The 23,656-nt window shown below is 75.0% G+C and carries 17 protein-coding genes; 9 read left to right on the top strand and 8 right to left on the bottom strand.

Annotated elements, in window-relative coordinates; genetic code table 11:
* Positions 1–21: 21 nt before the first annotated feature.
* On the bottom strand, positions 22–1,479 hold the full coding sequence (locus JJV70_RS08310) for a PP2C family protein-serine/threonine phosphatase (protein WP_219047106.1): 1,458 nt from the start codon (positions 1,477–1,479) through the stop codon (positions 22–24).
* A 336-nt stretch (positions 1,480–1,815) separates the two neighbouring features.
* On the opposite strand from JJV70_RS08310, the gene JJV70_RS08315 reads away from it, so the two are divergent.
* From JJV70_RS08315 to JJV70_RS08335, 5 genes are all read left to right on the top strand, one after another.
* A complete protein-coding gene (locus JJV70_RS08315; RefSeq protein ID WP_257573587.1) occupies positions 1,816–3,309 on the top strand; it encodes a HEAT repeat domain-containing protein in 1,494 nt (497 codons plus the stop codon).
* Positions 3,310–3,472: 163 nt separating this feature from the next.
* Entirely contained in the window at positions 3,473–4,597 is a 1,125-nt protein-coding gene (locus tag JJV70_RS08320) for a glycosyltransferase family 1 protein (protein ID WP_219047107.1), read from the top strand.
* A 130-nt stretch (positions 4,598–4,727) separates the two neighbouring features.
* On the top strand, positions 4,728–6,251 hold the full coding sequence (locus JJV70_RS08325) for a hypothetical protein (protein WP_308294738.1): 1,524 nt from the start codon (positions 4,728–4,730) through the stop codon (positions 6,249–6,251).
* 44 nt (positions 6,252–6,295) lie between these two features.
* Entirely contained in the window at positions 6,296–7,171 is an 876-nt protein-coding gene (locus JJV70_RS08330; protein WP_219047108.1) for a hypothetical protein, read from the top strand.
* 85 nt (positions 7,172–7,256) lie between these two features.
* A complete protein-coding gene (locus JJV70_RS08335; RefSeq protein WP_219047109.1) occupies positions 7,257–11,855 on the top strand; it encodes a hypothetical protein in 4,599 nt (1,532 codons plus the stop codon).
* Between the two features lie 18 nt (positions 11,856–11,873).
* On the opposite strand, the gene JJV70_RS08340 is transcribed toward JJV70_RS08335, so the two are convergent.
* A complete protein-coding gene (locus tag JJV70_RS08340; RefSeq protein WP_219047110.1) occupies positions 11,874–12,167 on the bottom strand; it encodes a hypothetical protein in 294 nt (97 codons plus the stop codon).
* A 291-nt stretch (positions 12,168–12,458) separates the two neighbouring features.
* Between JJV70_RS08340 and JJV70_RS08345 the strand changes: the two genes are divergently transcribed.
* Genes JJV70_RS08345 through JJV70_RS08355 form a run of 3 tightly spaced genes read left to right on the top strand, consistent with a single transcriptional unit; the run spans position 12,459 to position 16,050 of the window.
* Positions 12,459–15,119, top strand: a complete 2,661-nt coding sequence (locus JJV70_RS08345; RefSeq protein ID WP_219047111.1) for a nitrate- and nitrite sensing domain-containing protein — start codon at positions 12,459–12,461, stop codon at positions 15,117–15,119.
* Positions 15,116–15,556, top strand: a complete 441-nt coding sequence (locus JJV70_RS08350; RefSeq protein WP_219047112.1) for a roadblock/LC7 domain-containing protein — start codon at positions 15,116–15,118, stop codon at positions 15,554–15,556. Before JJV70_RS08345 ends, JJV70_RS08350 begins: the two co-directional genes overlap by 4 nt.
* Positions 15,557–15,564: 8 nt before the next feature.
* Positions 15,565–16,050: a DUF742 domain-containing protein gene (locus JJV70_RS08355; protein WP_219047113.1), complete on the top strand. Its 486-nt coding sequence runs from the start codon at positions 15,565–15,567 to the stop codon at positions 16,048–16,050.
* A 58-nt stretch (positions 16,051–16,108) separates the two neighbouring features.
* Here JJV70_RS08355 and JJV70_RS08360 read toward each other — a convergent pair whose 3' ends face one another.
* The 3 genes from JJV70_RS08360 to JJV70_RS08370 form a co-directional block, all read right to left on the bottom strand.
* Positions 16,109–16,840 (bottom strand): MIP/aquaporin family protein, encoded by a 732-nt coding sequence (locus JJV70_RS08360; protein ID WP_219047114.1) that lies wholly within the window; start codon positions 16,838–16,840, stop codon positions 16,109–16,111.
* 248 nt (positions 16,841–17,088) lie between these two features.
* The gene (locus tag JJV70_RS08365) at positions 17,089–17,874 is read right to left on the bottom strand and encodes a M15 family metallopeptidase (RefSeq protein ID WP_219047115.1); all 786 of its coding nucleotides are present in this window, start codon (positions 17,872–17,874) and stop codon (positions 17,089–17,091) included.
* A gap of 78 nt (positions 17,875–17,952) precedes the next feature.
* Positions 17,953–18,768: a hypothetical protein gene (locus JJV70_RS08370; protein WP_219047116.1), complete on the bottom strand. Its 816-nt coding sequence runs from the start codon at positions 18,766–18,768 to the stop codon at positions 17,953–17,955.
* A 228-nt stretch (positions 18,769–18,996) separates the two neighbouring features.
* On the opposite strand from JJV70_RS08370, the gene JJV70_RS08375 reads away from it, so the two are divergent.
* Positions 18,997–21,012 (top strand): acetoacetate--CoA ligase, encoded by a 2,016-nt coding sequence (locus JJV70_RS08375; protein ID WP_219047117.1) that lies wholly within the window; start codon positions 18,997–18,999, stop codon positions 21,010–21,012.
* A 70-nt stretch (positions 21,013–21,082) separates the two neighbouring features.
* On the opposite strand, the gene ptsP is transcribed toward JJV70_RS08375, so the two are convergent.
* From ptsP to JJV70_RS08390, 3 genes are all read right to left on the bottom strand, one after another.
* Positions 21,083–22,753: a phosphoenolpyruvate--protein phosphotransferase gene (gene ptsP, locus JJV70_RS08380; RefSeq protein ID WP_219047118.1), complete on the bottom strand. Its 1,671-nt coding sequence runs from the start codon at positions 22,751–22,753 to the stop codon at positions 21,083–21,085.
* A 91-nt stretch (positions 22,754–22,844) separates the two neighbouring features.
* A complete protein-coding gene (locus JJV70_RS08385; RefSeq protein ID WP_219047119.1) occupies positions 22,845–23,294 on the bottom strand; it encodes a PTS glucose transporter subunit IIA in 450 nt (149 codons plus the stop codon).
* A 74-nt stretch (positions 23,295–23,368) separates the two neighbouring features.
* Positions 23,369–23,656, bottom strand: a 288-nt coding sequence (locus JJV70_RS08390) for a hypothetical protein (RefSeq protein ID WP_219047120.1), incomplete at its 5' end; no start/stop codon positions are given.

The following is a 23,656-nucleotide window of genomic DNA, read 5'->3' on the forward strand; positions in this document are numbered from 1 at the left end:
GGCACCGGCCGCCCGACGCGCCTACCGCGTCTCGCCGCCCCGTGCCGAGGACACCCGGGCGACCAGGAAGCACGCGTCGTCCTCACGCCCGGGGCCCGCGAACTCCTCGGCCAGCACGCGCACGCAGTCCTGCGCCGAGCGCGCCGAGATCATCCGCGGCGTCAGCCCGAGCAGTGGGTCGGCGCCAGAGGTGCCGCCGAGGCCGGGGGAGGGGCCGACGAGGCTTTCGGTGTGGAGCAGCAGTGTGTCACCTGGCAGCAGCCGTTCCGCGCGCTCGGTGTAGGTGGCACCGGTGGTGGCCCCCAGCAGCACCCCGTCGGCCGCCGCAAGCCGCCTGGCCTGCCCGTCGCGGTACAACAGCGGCGCCGGATGGCCCGCCTGGGCCCACGACAGTGATGCGGTGCCGGGCTCGTACCGGCAGCACAGGGCGCTGCCCAGAGCGGGCTGAGCCGCGGTGTCGAGCAGGTGGTTCAGGTGACCCATCAGCGCGTTTGGGCGTGTCCCGGCGAGCGCGAGTCCGCGTACCGCGCCGAGCAGCATGGCCATGCCGGACGTGGCCTCTACCCCGTGCCCCGTCAGGTCTCCGACGGTCAGGAGCGTGGCACCGTCGGGCAGGCCGAGCGCGTCGTACCAGGTGCCGCCGGCCAGCGCCCCGGCGGTGGTGGGCAGGTAGTGCCCGGCCAGCTCCATGCCGCCACCGCCCGGTCCCCCGTCCGCCTGGGAGAACTGCCGCGTGCCGCGCCACGGCGGCAGCACGGTCTCCTGCAACTCCACGGCGATGCGCCGCTCGGTGTGTGCCCGGTGCTGTTGCTGCCGCACGATGTCGCGGCTCTTCTGCGCCGCCCGCTCGCCGCGCCGCTCGCTGCTGATGTCGCGCAGCACAGCCCACAGCGCGGCCGTCGTGCCGTCGCGGTCGAGCACCGGCTCGCCGCGCATGTGCACGGTGGCCACCGACCCGTCGTCGCGGACGAGGCTGAACTCGCCGTCTACCGGGAGGCCGTCCACCAGGCAGTCGGTGACGGCCCGCATCATCCACGTCTGGTCGTCCGGCAGCAGCCAGGTGGGCAGCTCATCCAGGGAGAGCGGGCCGTCCTCGGGCGCCCGGCCGAAGATCGCGTACAGCTCCGGCGACCACTCCACCTCGTCGGTGAGGAAGCTCCACTCCGCGCTCCCCGCCCGACCGGTCCGCTCCGCTGCCACGGGTTCGGCGGCAGCCGCCTGGGGCGGGGCCGGCCGTGGCCCGTCCCGCAACTCGCCGAGCCTGCTGCCCAGGTCGTCCAGGTGCAGTACCGCGAGGTCGCACAGTGCGCGCTGCCACCGCAGCCGCGCGTCGTTTGCGGCGTGCTCCGCGCCCACCGTCTCCTGCCGCACGGCGGTCACCGATCCGCGCATCCGCCGGGTCTGCGTGATCAGGGCGTCCAGGGCACCTTGGCCGGGAACGGGGACGGCGGAGGAACTAGCGGGAGAGGATGAGGACATCGCGCACTCCGGGGGGCAGCGGGAGCCGGGCAGGTGTCTGGGTAACGACTGTGGCACAGCGAGCGACACGCCGTAAGGCGTTCCGCCGAACCGGAAACCGGTGGTGCCGGACGCATATGCCTACGGCGTCCGACTGCTTGCCGCCCGGTCGCTCGGCGGCTTAAGGCCCAGCAGCCCGGCGGCGCCCCGGCCAGCCGCGGTGGATCATCACGCGCCCCAGGGCATTAGGCTTGCGCGCCGGCGGCAAACGGTCCACCCGGACAGGAATGGACCGCCGCCGTACCGGCAAGAAGCCGGGGAACGGAAATCCCGTTGCCAGCCTGACCCCCTTACCGGATGCTGACCTCTATGTTCGCGGAGAATCTCGGCCAATACGTCGATCCAGACATAGCGCCCAGTGGCACGCTGCTCGGTCTGCTGCAGCGTGGTCGTGGCGACGGCACGCTGCACGCGCTGGCGGCGCCGCGCGCCGAGGCCCTTTCCGCGCTGCACCACTGCCTGGACCACGACCCGCGCCGCGACTGGCAGGTCGAACACCGCTCCCTGTACTACGCCCGCCTGCACCGTGATCTCGACGCCGGTCTCGACCCACTCGCCGCCCACCTGTTCGCCCCGCAGGACCGGCTGGACACCCGCGAGGAGCGCACCGGCCTCACCCTGTCCGTCCTCGGCCACCTCGCCTCCTACGGCGACACCGGCGCGCTGCGCCTGCTGCGCCGGTACGCGGCACGGGGCACGAACTGGCAGTGGGCACTGGACGAGCTGGCCGTGCGCGACGACGACGCGGCGCTGCGCCGCCTCGGCCCCACGGTGCTCGCCCGCTTCCCCGCCACCGAGGCGGGCGACGCGGAGCTGGCCGCCGCCCTGCGGGACGCGTTCGAACCACGCCCCTGGCGCCTGTGGGCCGAGGACCCGCACCGCCCCGAGCAGCGCGCACGCCTGGCCGCGGTGCGCGAGCGGCACGCCTTCGACCGCTGGTCCCGGCAGCTGCGCTCCAGCGGTCCCCGGCCGGGCTGGAGCGTGCGCGAGGTACTTGCCTGGGCCCAGGAACTGCCGGTGCCACCGGCGGGTGAACCCTACGACGTCGAGCAGGCCCGCCAGCAGCGCGAGGCCGCCGCCGCCCGCTGCCTGGCCGCCGTCGCGGGCCCGCGGGACACGCCCGAGCTGCGAGCCGCCGCGCGCGGCGGCCCCGACGCCGCCCGTGCCGCGGCCCTGCGCCACCTGGCCGAGCGCGCCGACCCCGAGGTGCTCGGCCTCATCGACGAAGCCGTCACCTGCGGCCCGGCGCCCGTGGCGGCCGCCGCGGCCGCCGCCTTCGGCCGGATGCGCAGCCCCGGGGCGCTGCGGCAGGCCCGCCACTGGGCCGCACGTGAGGACGTGCTCGGCGCGGAGGCCGCCGCCATGCTCGCCAGCCGTGGCAGCGCCCAGGACACCGACGCCGTGCTCGCCGCCCTGCGCCGCACCGTGCGCACCGAGGGCTGCGACAGCGAGGCGCTCGGCGCGCTGGTGGACGGCGCCGGACGGCTGGCGGTCGGCTGCGCCGCTCCCGTGCTGCGGCACGTCTACCGGGAGACGGCGTCCTCACAGCTGCGCGGACGCACCGCACGCGCGCTGGCCGCCACGGACCCGGGCTTCGCGGCCTCGTTCGCCGTCGAGTGCCTGTGGGACTGCGAGGAGTCAACCCGGGAGATCGCCGCCCGCGCCGCCACCACCGGCGACCACCGCGTGGTGGAACGTCTGCGCCGCCTGGCCGCCGACCCGGCTGAGGAGGCGGGCGTGCAAAGCGCCGTCCGCGGCCGCCTGAGTCCCGGCCCGCACCCCGGCCGCTGACCGTGGGCGCCACGCCCGGCGCCTAACCACCGTCAGCCCGCCTGGCCGCCGGGGCGTCCCGCTGCCGCCGTACGGGGCGCGCCACCGCACCGCTCACGCGACGTTCGGCTCGCCGCCACACTCCCGTGGCCGTCCCCACGCCCGCCGGGGCGAGAACCGGGGCATGAGAGTCTGCATCGTCACCGAGTCCTACCCGCCCGACGTCAACGGCGTGGCGCACTGCGCGTGGCAGACCGCCCACCACCTCGCCCGGCGCGGACACGACCCGCTGGTCCTGGCCCCGGCGCCCGCCCCCGGCACCGCGCGCTGCGATCCGGGGCCCGTGCGCCTGGTGCACGTGCCGTCCCTGCCGCTGCCCGGTTATCCGCAGGTCCGCATCGCCGTCCCCAGCCGCCGGCTCGCCACGGCCCTGGCCGGGCACCGCCCCGACGTCGTCCACCTCGCCAGCCCGTTCGTGCTCGGCGTGCGCGGCATGGCCGCCGCCGCCCGGCTGGGGGTGCCGACGGTCGCCGTCTACCAGACCGACCTCGCCGGATACGCCCGCACCTACCTCGGCACCGGCCAGGCCGCCGCCTGGCGCCGTCTCCGGACCGTGCACGCCGCCGCCGACCGCACCCTGGCCCCCTCCGCCGCCTCCGCCGCCGAACTCGGCGCCCACGGCGTGCCCCGCGTCCACCTGTGGCCGCGCGGCGTGGACACCACCCGCTTCGACCCGTCCCACCGCGATCCGGCGCTGCGGCGCGAACTGGCGCCCGGCGGAGAGCTGCTGGTGGGCTACGTGGGACGGCTCGCACCCGAGAAGCACATCGAGCTGCTGGCCGGAGTCTGCACGCTGCCCGGCGTCCGCGTCGTCATCATCGGCGACGGGCCAAGCGAACCCGCGCTGCGCGCCGCGCTGCCCGGCGCCCGCTTCCTGGGCCGCCGTCCAGGGGCCCGCCTCGCCCGCCTCTACGCCTCCCTGGACGTCTTCGTGCACACCGGTCCCTTCGAGACGTTCTGCCAGACGGTGCAGGAGGCGCAGGCCAGCGGTGTCGCCGTCGTCGCACCCGCGGTCGGCGGCCCGCTGGACCTGGTGGAGCCCGGGCACACCGGCCTGCTCGTCCCGCCGCACGACGCCGCTGCCGTCCGCGAGGCGGTGCGCGCCCTGCACGACGACCCGCGGCTGCGCCTGCGGCTCGGCGCGGCCGGACGCACCGCTGTCGCCCGCCGTACCTGGACGGCCGTCGGCGACCAGCTGCTCGACCACTACGCGCAGGTCCGCGACGCCCGCGCCGTGCTGACCGCCTGAGCCGCGACCCGGTGCGCGCGGCCACCGTGCGGCGTGGGCCTCCGCCGCCAGGACCCCTCGCCCGCGCCGCACCGGCGGGTGCGTGACGGCGGGGCGTGGGCTGTCAGGGCCAGCGCCTACGCTGTGCGTCGTGAGTTCCGCCGTATCCGTCCCGCGCCCGGGCACCGCCCGCCCCGCCCCGGGCCCCGCCGCCGACGAGGGTCTGGCCCGGCGTCTGCGCGCGCTGGCCTGCACCGCGCCCCTGCACGACCTGGACGCCCGCAAGGCCAACCTCTCCGGCGAGTACGGCACCTACGCCATGGCTGAGGTCGCGCTCGCCGCGATCGACGCCGTCACCCTTCAGATGGACTTCGACACCGGAGCCGATCACGAGGACGTGGTGGCCCGGCTGTTGCCCCGGGTCGCCGCGCAGGCGCCCGGGCGCGCCGCCGAAGAGCACGAACGGGTGGCCCGCTGGGTGCTGGAGAACCTCATCAACGTCGGCAGCGTCGACCGCGGCTTCCGCGCCGTCTACGGCACCTTCGCACCCGACGGCAGCTACGTGCGGCGCGACTACGACTTCAAGCTTGTCGAGGAGGTGCCGGGCCCCGGCGGCCGGGTCTACCTGCGCACCACCGACGAGGCGGTCAACGTGCTGGTCGGGGCGCTGGACACCGACGTCACCAGCGCGCAGATCGCCGCCGAGGTGAAGCTGGAGGTGCTGGTCAGCCGGGGCCGCCTGGCCGACGCCCAGCTCGCCGCCGAGCAGGCCCGCTACCGCACCGTCCAGTACGCCGAGACACTGCGCCGCACCCTGGAGGCCACCCGGCGCAACGTCCGCGCGGTGGACTGGCTGCACACCGTGCCCGATCTCATCGCCGAAGCACTCGACCACGTCGCCGACCGCTACCGGCACGAGAACGCCATCCTCACCAACATCCGCCGGGCCCGGGACGAGACGGGCGAGGAACGCCACCCCGACCACAAGCTGCGCGCCGCCGAACTGGTCGATATCGTCAAGGACTGCATTCGCCGGCACACCCAGCTCCAGTCCCGCCTGCTGGAGGCGGGCCCCCTCTTCCGCGCCGAGCAGGACCGGCAGGCGTTCGCACCCCCCGCCGCGCGCGCGGGGCTCGACCTGTACGGCCAGCTCCTGGCCCCGCTGCTGCCCGAACCCGTCGAGCGGGCCCTGCGGGTCACCGACGCCTACTTCGCCCACGGCACCGGCCTGCGCACCCCCGGCACCGTCCGCCTGGCCGACCTGACGGAGCTGCTGCTGAGCCCGCCCGCACCCCGCGAACACCTCGGCGCCGAGCTGCCCGAGCCCGAGCTGGTCGCCACCCCGGACGACAGCCGGTTCAGCGAGGAGCAATTCGCGGCCGCCACCGAGCTGCTGACGCTGCCGCCCGACGCGCCGCGCCGCCTGTCCGGCCTGCTGGCCGAGGCCCGCGCGCTGGACCCGGAGCTGCCCCACCTGCTCGCCCTGCTCGCCGTGCACGCCGCCAGTCCGCCGGTCGGCACCGCCTACCGGCAGGGCGAGCGGCGGCTGCTGTTCGCCGTGGACGACGGCACCGAGCTGGCCGACGACCAGTTCGGCGGTGCCGATCTCATCGTCGGCACCGCCGAGCTGGACGCCGCCGCCATGGCCGCCGCCCGCAGCGAGGCCCCCGCGTGAGCGCCGCCCCCGCTTCCCCGCCCCCGCACCGAGAAGAGACCCCCGTGCAGGACTCCGGCACCGACCCCGGGTCGCAGCCCTCCCCGCAGCGGCCCGCGGCCCTCACCCCGGCCGACGCCGCCGACGCCGCGCGGCTGGTGTCCTTCGGGCTGCAGCCCAAACTGCTGCCCGCGCGCGACGCCGACTACGCCGAACTCCTGCGCCGCTACCGCGACGAGCCCGCCTTCGCCCGCCTCGCCGACGCCGTCGCCACCGGCCTGGGCCTGGTGGTGCTGGAGGTCTCCGCCCGGGCCGGGATGGCTCTGACCGCCGCCGAGGACTCCGTCTTCGCCGTCCGCATGGGCGACTACGCCCGCCGTACCGCCTCCGACGCCACCGACCGGTTCCTGCACGGCCTGGCACACCTGGCGGTTGCCGCTCTGGCCTTCCCGCGCCCCGAAGACCTCGCCGACGACGGCTATATCGGCCGCGTGTCGGTCAACGGCGTGGACGCGTTCGTCCGCCAGGCGTGCCGCAGACTGGAGGAGCGGGCAGCCGAGGAGGGTGAGAACACCGACCCGGTCACTGACGCGCCGGGGCTTGAGGCCGCCTGGCGGGTGTACGCGCGGCGCAGCGCCACCGGCGCCACCAAGGACGCCCGCCGCCTGTCCGGCTCCACCACCGGCATCGTCGCCAAGGCCGTCGCCTTCCTGGTGGACTCCGGGTTCCTCCAGCGCACCGGGGACGACTCGGGCGGCACCTTCCGCACCACCGCCCGCTACCAGCTTCAGGTCCGCGACATGGCGGGCAGCGCCGCCCTCACCGAGCTTTTGGAGCTGGGCATCGTCCCGGTCAGCGACGGCAGCGCCACCCTGCTCCCGCCCGCTGAGGAGGCCGGCGCGGAACTGGCCGAGGGCGCCGGCCTGCCCTTCCACACCTGACCCCGGCCGCCCCGCCGTCCCCGCACCGGCCCCACCCGCGGCCACCCCGCTCACCGCACGCCACGCCCGCACCGAGAGTCCGCCCATGTACGAGTTGTCCCGCATCCGCCTGTACTCCATCGGCCCCGCCGGTGCGCGCTACGCCGACACCGTGCTGGACCTGCGCGGAGTGGGCGCGCCTGTACCCGCGCCCGCCCCCGCCCAGGCGGACTTCTTCGAGGACGAGCCCGCCGGGCCCCCGTGCCGCCCGGCCCCAGCGGGCGTGCTGTTCCTGGAGAACGGCGGCGGCAAGTCCGTGCTGCTCAAGCTGATCTTCTCCGTCATGCTGCCCGGCCACCGCAACACCCTGGGCGGCGCCAGTTCCGGCGTGCTGCGCAAGTTCCTGCTCGCCGAGGACACCGGGCACGTCGCCCTGGAGTGGCAGCACACCCTCACCGGGGAGAGCGTCGTCGTCGGGAAGGTCAGCGAGTGGCGCGGGCGCCAGGTCTCCGCCGATCCGCGGAAGTTCGCCGAAGCCTGGTACTCCTTCCGCCCCGGGCCCGGCCTGTCGCTGGACGCACTGCCCGTGGCCGAGTCCAGCGCCCTGCGTCCCGCCGAAGGTGCCTCCGGAGCACGCGGGCGGCGCCGCACCATGAAGGGCTTCCGCGACGTCCTCACCGAGACGGGCAAGGCGTACCCGAACCTCGACGTGGTGTGGGAGGAGATCCACGACCGCTGGAAGGACCACCTCGACGCCCTCGGTCTGGACCCGGAACTCTTCCGCTACCAGCGCGAGATGAACGCCGACGAGGGTGAGGCCGCCGGCCTGTTCTCAGTGAAGAACGACGCCGACTTCACCGACCTGCTGCTGCGCGCCGTCACCGACACCCGCGACACCGACGGCCTGGCCGACCTCGTCCACGGCTTCGCCCACAAGCTCGGCCATCGCACCGAGCTGACCGCCGAACGCGACTTCACCGCAGGCTCGCTGGACCTGCTCAGCCGCATTGCCGAGGCCGCCGAACAGCGCGACCGCAGCCGCACCGTGCACGCCGGGGCCGAGCAGCGCACCCGCCACCTCGCCGCCCGGCTCACCGCCCGCGGCCGCCACGAGCGCGGCAACGCCGCCGGCCTGGCCGAACGCACCGACCAGGCCGCCGCCGTCGTCGCCACCGCCGACCGCGAACGCACCCGGGCCGCGTCCGTCGCCGCCGAACTCGCCTACCGCCACGCCTCCCTGGCCCTGGCCGCGGCCGAGAAGGCCGCCACCGCCGGACGCCGCGAGCTGACCGAGGCCCGCACCCTGCACTCCGCCTGGCAGGCCGCCGAAACGGTGCTGCGCCACCGGGCCGCCGCCGACCGCGCCGCCCGCGCCGCCGAAGCCATCCAGGACGCCGAACGCGACGCCGCACCCGCCCTCGCCGCCCGCGCCAAGGCCGCACACGCCCTCGTCCGCGCCCTGCACGCCGCCGCCACCGAGGCCGGGGAGCAGGCGGCCTCGGGAGAAGAGCGCTCCGCGGCCCTCCAGCGCACCGCCGAGGAGGCCCACACCGAGGCCACCGCCGCCGCCACCGAGGCCCAGCGCGCCCGCAGCGAGAGCGAGCACCTGCGCGCCCGGCTGGCCGAGGTCGAGCAGGAAACCGCCGAAGCCGTGCGCGCCGGCTGGCTGACGGACACCGCGCCCGACGCCGACCCGGCCCGCGCGGCGCTGGCCGCCAGCGACGCCGACCGCGAGGCCACCGCCGCCTGGGACGCCGCCCGCGAACACGCCCACCGCGCCGCCGGACACGACCGGGAGACCGCCGCTGAACTCGGCCGCGCCGAACTGGCCGCTGCCCGGGCCGCCGACGCCGCCCGGGCCGCCGACGCCGCCCGCGCCGCTGAGGCCGCCACGGCCGAGGCGCTCGGCGCCGAACCCCGCGTCGTCGAACTCCTGGAAGCCGAATCGCCCCTGCGCGCGCAGGAGCTGGACACCGGAGCCGAGGCCCTGCGCGAACTGCTGGACCACCGCGTGGCCGACGGCGAGCGGCGCCTGTTCGACCTGCGCACCGCCGCCGCCGAGGACACCCGCATGCTGGCGGCCCTGGGCGACGGCGGCCTGCTCCCGCCCGGCCCCGACGTGCTGGCCACCGTGGAGTACCTGGGCGAACACGGCGTCCCGGCTCTGCCCGGCTGGCGCTACCTCGCGCAGGCGGTCGATCCGGCCGACCACGCGGCCGTGCTGGCCACCCGTCCCGAACTGGTCGACGGCGTCGTCATCACCGACCCCGCCAGCCACGCCCGCGCCCGCGAGATCCTCACCAGCGCCGCGCTGCTGCCGCGCTCGGCCGTCGCCGTCGGCACCGCCGCGGCCCTGCTCGCCCCCACTCCCGCCACCACCACCGAGGACACCCCGGGCAGCGGCGTGTTCCTGGTGCCGCCCAACCCGGCCATGCACGACGAGGGAGCCGCCGACGGTGAACGGCGGGCGCTGCGCACGCGGGCCGCGGCGCGCGACGAGGAGATCCGGGCCCTGGCCGCCCGCCTGAGCGAGGACCGCGCCCTGGCCGCCCGCCTCGCCTCCTGGCGCACCGGCTGCCCCGCCGGCCGTCTGACCCAGCTCACCGCCGCCGCCGAAGCCGCCCGCGAGGCCGCCGACGACGCCGCCCACCGGTACACCCGGGCGGCCGCCGAGCGGGAGGAGGCCGCCCGGGCCGCCGCCGAGGCGAGCGCGCTGCGCGACGAACGCCAGGAGGCGGCCCAGCGAGCCCGCCGCTCCGCCGACGCCCTGGCCGGACTCGCCTTCCGGCTGCGTGAACGCTCCTCCTGGCAGGCGCGGCTGCGTGAACTGGCCGACGACGCCGCCGACGCCGAACTGCGCGCCACCGAGTGCCGCGAACGCGCCCGCGCCGCCGACGAGGACCGCCGCGCCGCACAGCGTGCCGCCGACGACGCCCACCGCACCGCCCGCACTCTGCGCGCTGAACGCGCCGAGATCGCCGGCGTCTTCGAGGAGCCGCCCGAGTCGCAGCCCGGCACCGGGACCGGCGCCCCAGCCCAGGACCCGCCCACCGCCTCCCTGCCCGCGCTGCGTGAGGCCCACCGCGCGGCGTCGCAGCTGTACGAGAAAGTCGGCGTCGGCGCTGACCTGCGGGCCGAACAGGCCCGAGCCGAGGGCGACGAGAGCGCCGCGCTCGCGGAGCTGGAACGCCTCACCCACAAGGTCCGCACCCGTGCCGCGCACCTCCTGCAGACCGCCGACGGCGCCGACGGCCCCTCCCGCCAGGCGGCCGCCGCCCGCGCCGAACAGCAGGTCCAGGTGCTGGAGTCACGCGCCGCCACCGCCAGCGAACAGCTCGGCCGCCTGCGCGGCGAGGCCGAGCGCCTGGCACCGCCTCAGGGCACCGCCCACGCCGAGCTCACCGAGGACCGCACACCCGGCACCGCTGAGGAGGCCCAGCGCCTGCTGCGCACCGCCACCACCGAACTGGCCGCCCGCACCGACGCCCTGGACGCGGCCCGCACCGAACACGCGGACCTCCAGCGCGCCCACCGCGCCGCCGAGGACGCCGCCGGGGCCTTCGAGGAGACGGCCGCCATGCTGCGCGACCTCCTGCGCGACCCCGCGCACCCCGGCGAGGAGTCCGAGGCGCCCGAGCCCTATACCGGCACCCCGGCCGAGGCCCGCCACGCGGCCGCCGAAGCCCGCCGCTCCCTGCGCGGCTGCGCCGCCGACCTGACGGCCGCCGAGACGGCGGTGCGCGAAGCCGGTGACGTCCTGGTGCGGCACGCCAACTCCACCCGCTACGAGGCCGTGCGCACCCCCGCGCGGCAGCAGATCCGCGAGTTGCCGGCCGCCGCCCTGCCCGACCACGCGGCCGCCTGGGCGGAGGCGTTCGCGCCCCGGCTGCGCGTGCTCACCGACGAACTGGAGCAGCTCGAACGCAACCGGGACAGCATCGTAGACCGCCTGCGTGGCCTGACCGAGACCGCGCTGACCACCCTGCGCTCCGCCCAGCGCCTGTCCCGCCTGCCCCAGGGCCTGGGGGAGTGGTCGGGACAGGAGTTCCTGCGCATCCGCTTCGAGGACCCCGACCAGGCCACGCTCACCGAACGGCTCGGCGAGGTGATCGACGAGGCCACCCGGGCGGCGGTGCGCAAGAACTCCGACCTGCGCCGCGACGGCATGACGCTGCTGCTGCGCGGCGTGCACGCGGCGCTCGGGCCGCGCGGCGTCAGCGTCGAGATCCTCAAACCGGACGCCGTGCTGCGCGCCGAACGCGTTCCCGTCGGCCAGATGGGCGACGTGTTCTCCGGCGGACAGCTGCTGACGGCCGCCATCGCCCTGTACTGCACCATGGCCGCGCTGCGCGGCAACGACCGCGGCCGTGACAAGCACCGGCACGCCGGAACGCTGTTCCTGGACAACCCCATCGGGCGGGCCAACGCCACCTATCTGCTGGAGCTCCAGCGCGCGGTGGCCGACGCCCTGGGCGTGCAGCTGCTCTACACCACCGGCCTGTTCGACACCACGGCGCTCGCGGAGTTCCCGCTGGTCATCCGGCTGCGCAACGACGCCGACCTGCGTGCGGGGCTGAAGTACATCAGCGTCGAGGAGCACCTGCGGCCCGGCCTGCCCGAGCGCGAACCAGACGGCGAGACGGTGCACGGCGAGATCACCGCCACCCGCATGTTCCGCCGCCCACCCGCCGAAACCACCGCTTAGCCCCGCCAGGTCAGCCGGTCACCGGGGCCGGTTCCCACGGCGCGGGCGGTGCTCCCGTGCCGCGCTGCTGGGTTCGGAGACCACCCCGTGCCGCTGGGCCCACACCTGGCGGGTGATCCACACGTCCAGCACCGCCCAGGTGGCCACCACCGACCCGGCCACCGCGACCAGTACCACCGGCAACGCCGCCCACACCCCGGCCAGCGTGCACAGCACCGCCGCCATCACCAGCACGAGGGTCAGCGCGACGACGAGCACCGCGCGCACGGCGGCCGACCGCACCGGGTCAGGCAGCCGCGGCTTGCCCTCCATGGCCCCGCTCTCCTTCCTCGCCTCAGTTCATCCGCACCTGCGGACCGCTGCCGTACCCCACTATGACCAGTTTGCTCCGGCATCAACCGAAACATCAGGACGCGGCAGCCCTCGCCCGAACGGGTCTTGGCCCGGACATGTCTACGAGTTCTCCACCCGCGGTAGTAGGCTCGCGCCCGTTCGCCGGGCTGACGACCGCGCCCCGCCGATCACGCACCACCGAAGCAGAACCCAAGCACAGCCGAAGACCGGCGTCACCGGCGAGGGCGGCGCTGTCACGTAGGGGAGGCCATGCGCTTTCGCGGGAAGACCATCCGCCGGAAGATCGTGGCGCTGCTGCTCGTGCCCCTGGTCACCCTGACCGCCATCTGGGCCTTCGCCACCTACCTCACCGGGCGTGAGGCCGGACAACTCACCCACGCGGCCATGCTGGTGGCCAAGTTCGCCGAACCAGCCGGGGAGACCGTCCAGGCCGTGCAGCAGGAGCGCCGCCAGGTGCTCGTCCACCTCGCCGACCCGCGCCGCTCCGACGCGCTGTCGCAACTCACCCGCCAGCAGGAGGAGACCGACGCGGCCGTCACCGCACTGCGCCGCCAAACCGACGCGGTGCGCGCCGACCTCCCCGAGAACTCCCGGGGGCGCCTGGAGACGCTGCACACCGAGCTGGACGCGCTGGGCGGTATCCGGGAGCAGGTCCAGCGCAACACCGCCACCCGCGAGAGTGCCTTCACCGCCTACACCTCCGTCATCGACCCCCTCCATGACGTGCTGGTGACGCTGCACTCGCTGCGCGATGCCACGCTCGACCGGGAGGGCAAGGCACTCGTCGGACTCAGCCGCGCCCGCGAACTGCTCTCCCGTGAGGACGCGCTCATGGCCTCCGCGCTCGCCGCAGGCCGCATGACGCGGGAGGAACTGCGCGAGTTCTCCGACCGCATCGCTGAGCGCCGCATCACCTACAGCACCAACCTCGCCGTCCTGCCCGGGGAAGAACGCCGCCACTTCGACGACTACTGGGACGGCGCGAGCGGCCAGCTCCTCACCGAGACCGAGAACACCGCCCTCGCCGCCGGGCCCGACGGCGTAATCGAGGCGCTGGACGCCGAACGCTGGGAAGCCGCGGCCTCGGCCGTGCTGAAGGACCTGGAGCGCCTGAACGGCGCGGCCGCCGACCGGCTGGCTGACCGCGTGGCACCGGCCGCCCGGTCCGTGCTGCTGCTGGCCGGGCTCGCGGGCGTCGGCGGCTTCTTCGCCGTGGCGCTGTCCGTTGTCGTCTCCTTCCGCATCGGCCGCGGACTCATCAAGGACCTCGGCACGCTGCGGCGCGAGGCACACGAGGTGTCCGGGGTGCGACTGCCCAGCGTCATGCGGCGCCTGGCCGCCGGTGAACAGGTGGACGTCGAGACCGAGGCGCCGCGCCTGGAGTACGGGCCCGACGAACTCGGGCAGGCAGCCCAGGCCCTCAACACCCTGCAACGCGCCGCCGTGGAGGCCGCCGTCAAGCAGGCCGACATGCGCCGCGGGGTGTCGGAGGTGTTCGTCAACCTCGCCCGCCGCAGCCAGGTGCTCCTGCACCGCCAGCTCGCGCTGCTGGACACCATGGAACGCCGCACCGAGGACGCCGACGAGCTCGCCGACCTCTTCCGCCTCGACCACCTCACCACCCGCATGCGCCGCCACGCCGAGGGCCTGGTCATCCTCTCCGGCGCCGCTCCCTCTCGCCAGTGGCGCAAACCCGTCGGGCTGACCGACGTGGTGCGGGCCGCCGTCGCCGAGGTCGAGGACTACGAGCGCATCGAGATCCGCCGCCTGGCGCCCCTGGCCGTGGACGGACCCGCCGTCGGCGACCTGACCCACCTGATCGCCGAACTGCTGGAGAACGCCACCTCCTTCTCCCCTCCGCACACCGCCGTCCAGGTGCGCGGCGATCGTGTCGCGGGCGGCTTCGCTCTGGAGATCCACGACCGGGGCCTGGGCATGCCGCCCGAGGCGCTGCTGGAGGCCAACCTGCGGCTGGCCGAGACCCCGGAGTTCGAGCTGTCCGACACCGACCGGCTCGGCCTGTTCGTCGTCTCCCGGCTGGCTCAGCGCCAGGGCGTGCGGGTCTCACTGCAGCCGTCTCCCTACGGCGGCACCACCGCCGTCGTCCTCATCCCCGCTTCGGCGCTGAACGAGGCCGACCCCGCCAGCGCCCCGGCGCTCGAACACGGGCGCGGGGACGCCGGTGTCCACCACCGCACACTCACCCGGGTGCCCGCCACACCGCAGCGCGACCCCGCCACCGCTCTGAGCGTCGCAGATACCGGTGCCCCGCGCGGCCACGGCCGACCGGTCGAACTCGACGGCCCGCTGGAAGGCATAGCCGACCCCCTCGACGAACTCGACCACCGCCGCCCCGACGACACCCCGCCCGACGGCATCGGGAGCCTGTTCCGCGCGCTGCGCGAGCAGGGGGCGACCACCGCGCCCGCCCCCGCCGCCGAGCAGCACCACGGCCGCGACGAGCGGTCAGCACGCGAGACCGACGGTCCTACGGCATCCGGGGAACCCGCACCCCTGCCCCGCCGCCCCGGCACCGGTTCCCGCCCGGTGCTGGTCGCCGACCACGGCCGTCCCGTCGGCCGCCCGCCCGAGCCCGCCAGGGATGCGACGCCCGGCGGCCAGACGCCCCGCGCGGGCACCAAGCCCGAGCCGCCCACCACGCCCGGCGGCCTCCCGCGCCGCCGCCGCCAGGCCAGCCTCGCCCCCCAGCCGCACCAAGGCCGCCACTCCCCGGACGCACCCGCCGGGGAAGACGGCACCCGCCCCGCCGAGGGCACCGGACGCCGCGCTGGGACGCCCGCCGACCGGGACGCCGAACAGGTCCGCGACCGCATGGCCGCCCTCCAGCGCGGCTGGGCGCGCGGACGCCAGCACAACGACGGAACCACACCCGGAGGGGACGGTCGATGACCGCACCGAACGCGACACCTCAGCACGCTTCAGGCCCCGGCTCCGGCGAGCTCAACTGGCTCCTGGACGAGCTGGTGGGACGAGTGAGCAGCATCCGCAAGGCGCTCGTCCTCTCCGGCGACGGACTGCCCCGCGGCGCCTCCCGGGACCTCTCCCGCGAGGACGGCGAGCACCTGGCCGCGGTGGCCTCCGGTTTCCACAGCCTGGCCAAGGGCGTCGGCCGCCACTTCGGCACGGGCGGCGTCCGCCAGACGGTGATCGAGCTGGACGAGGCTTTTCTGTTCGTCACCGCCGCCGGGGACGGCAGCTGCCTGGCGGTGCTGGCCGAGGCGGAGGCCGACGTCGGCCAGATCGCCTACGAGATGACGCTCCTCGTCAAACGCGTCGGCGTCCACCTGGGCACCGCGCCCCGCAGCGAACTGCCGGGCGGAGGGTAAGGCGGCGCATGACCGATCCCTGGTTCGACGACGCGGCCGGACCCGTAGTGCGGCCCTACGCGATGACGCGGGGCCGCACCCGCGCCGACACCCGCCTGCGACTGGACCTGATCGCCCTGGTCATCGCGGACGACGACGCCCTCCAGCGCGCCGAGGACACGGCCGGTCCCGGTTACGCGGCGGACAGCGCGCACCGCACCGAAGCCGACCCCCAAGGCGGCACCGCACCCGGCGTCGGTCCGGCCCGGGAGGATTCCGCCCGGTCCCCAGGGCTCGCCCCCGAACACCTCGCCATCGTGCGCCGGTGCTCGGCGCAGCCGCGATCGGTCGCCGAACTGGCGACCGACCTGGACCTGCCCGTCGGCGTCGTGCGCGTCCTCATCAGCGACCTGGTCACCGCCGGGCTGGTCCGCGTCACCCGTCCTGTCCCCCCGGCCGAGCTGCCGGACGAGACCACCCTGCGAGAGGTCATCGACGGCCTTCGAGCGCTCTGAGGCGAGCGGCACGACGCCGCCGCAGCGCCCTGACGCGCACCGGCACGGGGGCGCGGGCTCAGAACGCCACGTTGAAGATCAGCGCCCCGAGTACCCCGCCCAGCAGCGGCCCGGCCACCGGAATCCAGGCATACCCCCAGTCGGAGGTGCCCTTGTTCGGGATCGGCAGCAGCTGGTGCACGATGCGCGGCCCCAGGTCCCGGGCCGGGTTGATGGCGTAGCCCGTCGGCCCGCCCAGCGACAGGCCGATGCCCACCACCAGCAGCGCCACGATCAGCGTCTGCGTACCGGAGGTCCCCAGCCCCTCGGTCAGGCCGAACGCCAGCACGGGCAGCACCAGCGCCATCGTCGCGATGATCTCCGTGAGCAGGTTCACCACGGGCTTGCGGATCTCCGGGCCGGTGGAGAAGGCGCCCAGCGTCGGGGCCGACTTCTCCCGGTCCGCGTTCGCCTGGAACTGGGCGTAGTACGCGGCCCACGCGAGCACCGCGCCCAGCATCGCGCCGACCATCTGGCCGGCCACGTAGACCGGGACCTCGCTCCAGTCCCCGCTCTCCACCGCGATGCCGAAGGTGACCGCCGGATTGATGTGCCCGCCGGAGAGCGGCCCGGCCGTGTACGCCCCGGCCAGCACGCCGAAACCCCAGCCGAAGGAGATGACGATCCACCCACTGGCCTGCGCCTTGGAGTGGCGGAGCGTCACAGCGGCGACGACGCCGACACCGAACAGGACCAGGATGGCGGTGCCGATGATCTCGCCGACGAAGATGTCACCGGTGGGATAGTCCATGACGGCTCCTCGTGCGTGTCCGACCCGGGTCAGGGGCCCGGGCACTCGTATGAGATGCCTCCCGGACGCACACCGAAACGCTCACCCGGCACACCGGGCGGTCGGCGCCGACCGCAAACGCACCTGAGATCAGCATGCCCGAACGGGCCGCGATCAGCGCGCCGAGCCATGCCCCTCGTCTGCCGTGGACACCACAATGTTCACCGGGCCCGGCACCCGTCAAGGACGCGCGGTCCCTCCGGTGGCCGTCAGCGGCGCAGCGACGCCCGCGCCACGGGAAAGTCGAAGACCCGCCCCGGGTAGGGCTCGTCCCGGTAGGTGAAGTGCCACCACTCCTCGGGCAGGTTAACGAACCCCCCATCCGCCATCAGCTCGCGCAGCAGCAGCCGGCTGGCCCGCTGCCGGGGCGTGACGTGCGGGCTCAGCGTGTGCGCGAGCCGGTCGAAGCAGTCGTACCCGGTGCCCATGTCCACCGAAGCGTCCGGGAACCGCAGCCCGCGCGGCGCGTAACACGGCACCAGCGGCTCACCGGGCAGGTACGGCCGCGCCGGCACCACAGGCAGCCGCACCAGCGTCACGTCCACCGTCGAACCCCGGCTGTGCCCGGAGCGCTCGGCGATGTAGCCCTCGGCGAACAGCCGGTCCTTGGCCACCCGCGGGTAGAACTCCGCCTTCATCCGCGTGTCATGTGCGTCCCGCGCCCAGGCGACGAACCGGTCCACCGCACGCTGTGGCCGGTAGCAGTCGTACACCTTCAGCGTGTAGCCGCGCGCCGTCGCCGCCCGCTGGACCCGAGCGAGCGCCCGCGCGGCATCCCGCGTCAGCAAGCAGACCCCCTCCTGGTACCCGTCCACCGGCTCGCCGACGAAGTTGTGCGCACCGGCGTACCGGATGTCCTCCAGCACCCCCGGAGCCACCTCCGCCAGCGCCACGAACCGCTCTGGCGCCCGCGGGCCCTCCGCACCGCCCGCCGCCGACGGCGCCCCCGCCCACAGGACCGCCCCACACACCAGCATCGTCACCACGCGTCGCATGCCCCGCACCCTGCCCGACGCCCCGCGCCAGCCCAAGGCCGCCCACCGGACAGCCCCCGAACGGACCAACGCCGCGCGTCAGCCGTGCGGCGCCCCAGCGGTCAGCGCCGCCCAGTCCCGCAACACCCGCTCGGGCGATCCCACCACCACCCAGTACCCCGGGGTGCCACCGGCCGCCCGCAGTTCCGCACGCCCCGGCCTGTCGTGCCCGGAGCCCGCCCCCGGCGAGCCTTCCCGCACCGTCAACCGCGCGGGCAGCGGCCGCCCGGGACCGACCAGATGGGACCCGGCCGCGGCCACCACCAGCTGGACCGGCCCCAGCCCACCGCCGCCCGCCTCCGCGCGCGTCAAGTTCCGCACCCGCGCGTCCGCCGTCAGCTCCGAGCGCAGCAGCCACGGGCCGCCACCACCCGCCTGCCGCTCCCACCACAGCGGCGGGCCGTCCCGGCGCAGCAGAACCCCTCCGGGCGTACGCAACCGCACCTCCCCGCGCCGCGTCACCACCACCCGCACCCGCTGCGAGACCACCCGCCAGCCGGAGTCGGCGTCCGGCTCCAGCGTCGCCCGCCCATCCGGCTCCCGGACGCCGTTCACCGCCGCCCCGCCCGCCTCCGGCTCCGACCCGTCCCAGCCCAGGAACACCGCGCCCCCGACCGTCACCCGCACCCGCAGCACCGACCGCTCGAACCGCACCCTGCCGCCACCGGGCTCCGGCTCGGCCCCCAGCACCACCCCCGGCGCCCGCGCCCGCAGCCGCTCCCCACCGCGCGCACTGAGCACCCCGAGCCTGCCGAAACCTGCCCACCGAGCCCGGCGGGCCGTCGGCGCGACGCCCAATCGCTCGAACCACGCCCCGCGCCACCCCGCCGGCTGCCCCAGGCCCCCTGCGTCCATGCCGCTCAGCCTGCCACCCTGCCGCACCTTGCGCGCCACCGTTCAACCGGCGTTCACCACCACGACCCCGGGACGTCGCACCCCTGCCCAGACCTCGACCGGGAGTGGCGCCCCTGGTGCGGCGGATCATCACATGGCATCGTCCTGGACAGCACGCGTCACGCGCACACCCCGCTCGTGCGCGTACACGCACGCACACCCTCGCGTACACCGTCCGGGAGCCGCCCCATGACCGCCGAAGCAACCGCGCCCCAGCCCCGCCCCCTGTGGCAGCCGGGACCCGACCGCATCGCGCGCGCCCAGCTCACCCGCTTCCACACCTGGGCCGCCCAGCGGCACGGCGCGCCCGCTGCCCACCCCGGCGACCCGGCCGCGAGCTACGCGGCTTTGCACCGCTGGTCCGTCCAGGAGCTGGCCGCCTTCTGGCAGGCGGTCACCGAATGGTTCGACGTCCGCTTCTCCACCCCGTACGACACCGTGCTCGCCGAGCGTGCGATGCCCGGTGCCCGCTGGTTCCCCGGCGCCACCCTCAACTATGCCGAACACGCCCTGCGCGCCGCCGAGGACCCGGCCCGCGCCCGGGAAGCGGCCCTCGTGCACGTTGACGAGCGCCAGGAGCCGCAACCGGTCAGCTGGGCCGAGCTGCGCCGCCAGGTCGCCTCGCTCGCCGCCGAACTGCGCCGCCTGGGGGTACGTCCCGGCGACCGCGTCAGCGGCTACCTGCCCAACATCCCCCAGGCCGCCATCGCCCTGCTGGCCACCGCGGCCGTCGGCGGCGTGTGGACCTCCTGCGCCCCCGACTTCGGCGCCCGCAGCGTGCTCGACCGCTTCCAGCAGGTCGAACCCGTGGTGCTCATCACCGTGGACGGCTACCGTTACGGCGGCAAGGAGCACCGCCGCACCGACACCGTGGCCGAACTGCGCCGCGAGCTGCCCACGCTGCGCGCGGTCGTCCACATCCCGCTGCTGGGGACCGCCGCCCCCGACGGCGCGCTGGAGTGGGACACGCTGACCGCCGCCGACACCGAGCCGGTCTTCGAGCAGGTCCCCTTCGACCACCCGCTGTGGGTGCTCTACTCCTCCGGCACGACCGGCCTGCCCAAGGCCATCGTCCAGTCCCAGGGCGGCATCCTCCTCGAACACCTCAAGCAGCTCGGCCTGCACTGCGACCTCGGGCCCGCCGACCGCTTCTTCTGGTACACCTCCACCGGCTGGATGATGTGGAACTTCCTCATCTCCGGCCTGCTCACCGGCACCACCGTCATCACCTACGACGGCAGCCCCGGCCACCCCGCCACCGACGCCCAGTGGCGCGTCGCCGAACGCACCGGCGCCACCTTCTACGGCACCTCCGCCGCCTACGTCATGGCCTGCCGCAAGGCCGGCGTCCACCCCGGCCGCGACGCCGACCTCTCCGCCCTGCGCTGCGTCGCCACCACCGGCTCACCGCTGCCGCCCGACGGTTTCCGCTGGCTCCACGACGAGGTGGCTACCGACCTGTGGATCGCCTCCGTCAGCGGCGGCACCGATGTGTGCAGCTGCTTCGCCGGCGCCGTACCGACCCTGCCCGTGCACACCGGTGAACTCCAGGCCCCGTGCCTGGGCACCGACCTGCAGTCCTGGGACCCGCACGGCAAGCCGCTCATCGGCGAGGTCGGGGAACTCGTCGTCACCGCCCCCATGCCCTCGATGCCGGTGAGGTTCTGGAACGACCCCGACGGGACCCGCTACCGCGACAGCTACTTCGAGATGTACCCCGGCGTGTGGCGGCACGGAGACTGGATCACCCTGACCGACCGAGGCTCCGTCATCATCCACGGCCGCTCCGACTCCACGCTCAACCGCCAGGGCGTGCGCATGGGCTCCGCCGACATCTACGAGGTCGTCGAACGCCTGCCGCAGATCCGCGAGTCCCTGGTCATCGGCGTCGAGGAACCCGGCGGCGGCTACTGGATGCCGCTGTTCGTCCACCTCGCCGAAGGCGCCGCCCTGGACGGCGCCCTGCGCGAGACCGTCAAACGCACCCTCCGCGAACAGCTCTCACCCCGTCACGTGCCAGACGAGATCATCGAGATCACGGCCGTCCCACACACGCTGACCGGCAAACGCCTGGAAGTCCCCGTCAAACGGCTGCTCCAGGGAACCCCGCTCGACCAGTGCGTCAACCCCGGCTCCGTCGACGATGTCGAACTCCTGCGCGTCTACGAACGCCTCGGACGCGAGCGCGCTGCCACCCACGACTGATTGACCCACCCGACGCGCCCGCCCCACCAGCACCGGTGCGGCGGGCGCGTTCCCGTTCACCCGGGCGGCGTCACTCTCCGGAGAGCACACCCTGAGCCGCGCGCCGCGCCTCCTCGGCGCTCTGGGCCGCCCGCGCCGCCGCCGCGGCCCGCTCGCACTGCGCGAGCGTATGCCGCGCCAGCCTCGCGCGGACGTAGGGGATCGCGGAGGCACCCATGGACAGGCTGGTCACCCCCAGCCCCGTCAGGACACAGGCGAGCAGCGGGTCGGACGCCGCCTCACCGCACACCCCACAGCTCTTGCCCTCCGCCTTCGCCGCCTCGGCCGACAGCGCCACCAGGTCCAGCAACGCGGGCTGCCACGGGTCCTGCCACCGCGCCACGGCCCCCACCTGGCGGTCGGCCGCGAACGTGTACTGCGCCAGGTCGTTGGTGCCCAGCGACAGGAACTCCACCTCCTGCAACACCGACCGCGCCCGCAGCGCCGCCGACGGGATCTCCACCATCGCCCCGAACTTGGCATCCAGCCCCGCTTCCCGACAGGCGTCGGCGAAAGCCCGGGCGTCCGCCCGGTCGGCGACCATCGGTGCCATGACCTCCAGATACACGGCAAGCCCCTCCGCTGCCTTCGCCAGCGCGGTCAGCTGCGTGCGCAGCACCTCCGGGTGATCCAGCAGCGTCCGCAGGCCCCGCACGCCCAGCGCCGGGTTCGGCTCCTCGCCGGGGGTGAGGAACTCCAGCGGCTTGTCCGCGCCCGCGTCCAGCACGCGGACCACCACCCGCCCCTGCGGGAACGCCTCCAGCACCTGGCGGTAGGCGGCCACCTGCTTCTCCTCCGACGGCGCCCGCTTGTTGTCGTCCAGGAACAGGAACTCCGTGCGGAACAGGCCCACCCCCTCCGCCCCGGCTTCCACAGCCGCGGGCACGTCCGCCGGACCGCCCACGTTCGCCAGCAGCGGCACCTTGTGCCCGTCCGACGTCGCGCCCGGGCCCGACGAGGCCGCCAGCGCCGCCCTGCGCTCGGCCGCGACCCGCGCCAGCTCCTCGCGCCGCGCCTCATCCGGGCCCACGACGACCTCGCCACTGCTGCCATCCACCGCTACGACCTCGCCCTCGGCCAGCTCCCCGGCTCCGCGCAGCGCCACTACGGCCGGTACCCCCAGCGCCCGCGCCAGGATCGCGCTGTGACTGGTCGGCCCGCCTTCCTCGGTGACGAAGCCCAGCACCAGTGCCGGGTCCAGGAGTGCCGTGTCGGCCGGGGCGAGGTCGCGGGCGACCAGCACGTACGGCTCGTCGCTGTCCGGCACACCCGGCATGGGCACGCCCAGCAGGCGCGCCACGAGGCGGTTGCGCACGTCGTCCAGGTCGGCCACCCGCCCGGCCAGGTATTCACCGGCCCCGGCCAGCAGCTCCCGGTACGTGGAGAACGCGTCGTACACGGCCCGCTCGGCCGTACTGCCCACCGTGATCCGCCGCTCCACGTCGGCGATCAGCTCCGGGTCCCGCGCCATCAGCGCTTGCGCCTCCAGTACGGCCTGCGCCTCGCCACCGGCGAGGTTGCCGCGCGCGGTGAGGTCAGCGGCGACCGCCTCCACGGCCTGCCGGGCGCGCTGCTGCTCGCGCGGGGCCTCCTCAGCGTCGATCTGCTTCGCCGGCGGTTCCAGCACGGCTGTGCCCATGTGCCGTACCTGCCCGATGGCGACGCCGTGGCTCACGCCGACGCCCTGCAGCTTGGTCTCCATCTCACCCGTCTCCGGTTCGGTGCGGTGACGCCGTCACCGCGATGCGTCCTAGGGGGGCCGGCCCCGGCAGGTTGCCGAGAGGCGCGTACGGTCAGCTCCAGGTGAACAGCGCCGCGCCGACGGCGATGTCGCCGTCCTCCACCATTTCGGAGAGCGCGTCGGCGGACGCCTCCAGCGCCACCACCGGACTGACCGGGGACTTTCCCGCCCGCTCTACTGCGGCCGGGTCCCACCGCACGATGGCGTCGCCCCGCTTGACGGTGTCGCCCTTGGCGGCGAGCAGCTCGAAGCCCTCACCGTTCAGCTGCACCGTGTCGATCCCCAGATGCGTCAGGACGCCGTGGCCCTCTGTGTCGACGATGACGAAGGCGTGCGCGTGCAGCGACACGATCACTCCGTCCACCGGGGCGACGGCGACCGTCGCCTCGCGCGCGGGATCGACAGCGGTACCGGGGCCCACCATGGAGCCGGAGAAAACGGGGTCGGGCACAGCCGCGAGCCCAACGACGCGTCCAGCCAGCGGGGACGTCACGTTCGTCATGGGGATGCCTCCAGGGTGCGGTGTCGTCCAGCCGCCTCTGCCTGTCCCGGGCGGCGTGCGTTCAGCAGCCTAAGTCATGGAGTGACCGATTCCGTATGGGCGTGCGGCCGTTCACCCGGAGCGCGATTTGCGTCGCCGGTACGGGCCGCTGTACTGTCATCCACCTGCCCGACACCAAGCGTGTAGCGGGCGGACTCCAACGAATCCAGACTTTCAGGCCGGATAATCTCCAGCCTTTCGTTTCCTGCCGGTTGCGGGAATCGGGTCGGGAAACCGGCCGGAAAGAGTCTGGTAAAGTCGGAGACACCGAAGGGAAGCGCCCGGAGGATCGCCTGGAAGGGTGTCCGAAGGAAGCGTCCGTT

Origin of the sequence: Streptomyces sp. JJ66 (assembly GCF_019303495.1) — a bacterium.
Taxonomy (GTDB): Bacteria; Actinomycetota; Actinomycetes; order Streptomycetales; family Streptomycetaceae; genus Streptomyces.

What these genes read in the sequence shown, in the direction of transcription:
- JJV70_RS08310 (WP_219047106.1), bottom strand. Translation starts at nt 1,479, where the DNA reads ATGTCCTCATCCTCTCCCGCTAGTTCCTCCGCCGTCCCCGTTCCCGGC.
- JJV70_RS08360 (WP_219047114.1), bottom strand. Translation starts at nt 16,840, where the DNA reads ATGGACTATCCCACCGGTGACATCTTCGTCGGCGAGATCATCGGCACC.
- JJV70_RS08355 (WP_219047113.1), top strand. Translation starts at nt 15,565, where the DNA reads ATGACCGATCCCTGGTTCGACGACGCGGCCGGACCCGTAGTGCGGCCC.
- JJV70_RS08365 (WP_219047115.1), bottom strand. Translation starts at nt 17,874, where the DNA reads ATGCGACGCGTGGTGACGATGCTGGTGTGTGGGGCGGTCCTGTGGGCG.
- JJV70_RS08315 (WP_257573587.1), top strand. Translation starts at nt 1,816, where the DNA reads ATGCTGACCTCTATGTTCGCGGAGAATCTCGGCCAATACGTCGATCCA.
- JJV70_RS08385 (WP_219047119.1), bottom strand. Translation starts at nt 23,294, where the DNA reads ATGACGAACGTGACGTCCCCGCTGGCTGGACGCGTCGTTGGGCTCGCG.
- JJV70_RS08375 (WP_219047117.1), top strand. Translation starts at nt 18,997, where the DNA reads ATGACCGCCGAAGCAACCGCGCCCCAGCCCCGCCCCCTGTGGCAGCCG.
- JJV70_RS08350 (WP_219047112.1), top strand. Translation starts at nt 15,116, where the DNA reads ATGACCGCACCGAACGCGACACCTCAGCACGCTTCAGGCCCCGGCTCC.
- ptsP (WP_219047118.1), bottom strand. Translation starts at nt 22,753, where the DNA reads ATGGAGACCAAGCTGCAGGGCGTCGGCGTGAGCCACGGCGTCGCCATC.
- JJV70_RS08320 (WP_219047107.1), top strand. Translation starts at nt 3,473, where the DNA reads ATGAGAGTCTGCATCGTCACCGAGTCCTACCCGCCCGACGTCAACGGC.
- JJV70_RS08345 (WP_219047111.1), top strand. Translation starts at nt 12,459, where the DNA reads ATGCGCTTTCGCGGGAAGACCATCCGCCGGAAGATCGTGGCGCTGCTG.
- JJV70_RS08335 (WP_219047109.1), top strand. Translation starts at nt 7,257, where the DNA reads ATGTACGAGTTGTCCCGCATCCGCCTGTACTCCATCGGCCCCGCCGGT.
- JJV70_RS08370 (WP_219047116.1), bottom strand. Translation starts at nt 18,768, where the DNA reads ATGGACGCAGGGGGCCTGGGGCAGCCGGCGGGGTGGCGCGGGGCGTGG.
- JJV70_RS08340 (WP_219047110.1), bottom strand. Translation starts at nt 12,167, where the DNA reads ATGGAGGGCAAGCCGCGGCTGCCTGACCCGGTGCGGTCGGCCGCCGTG.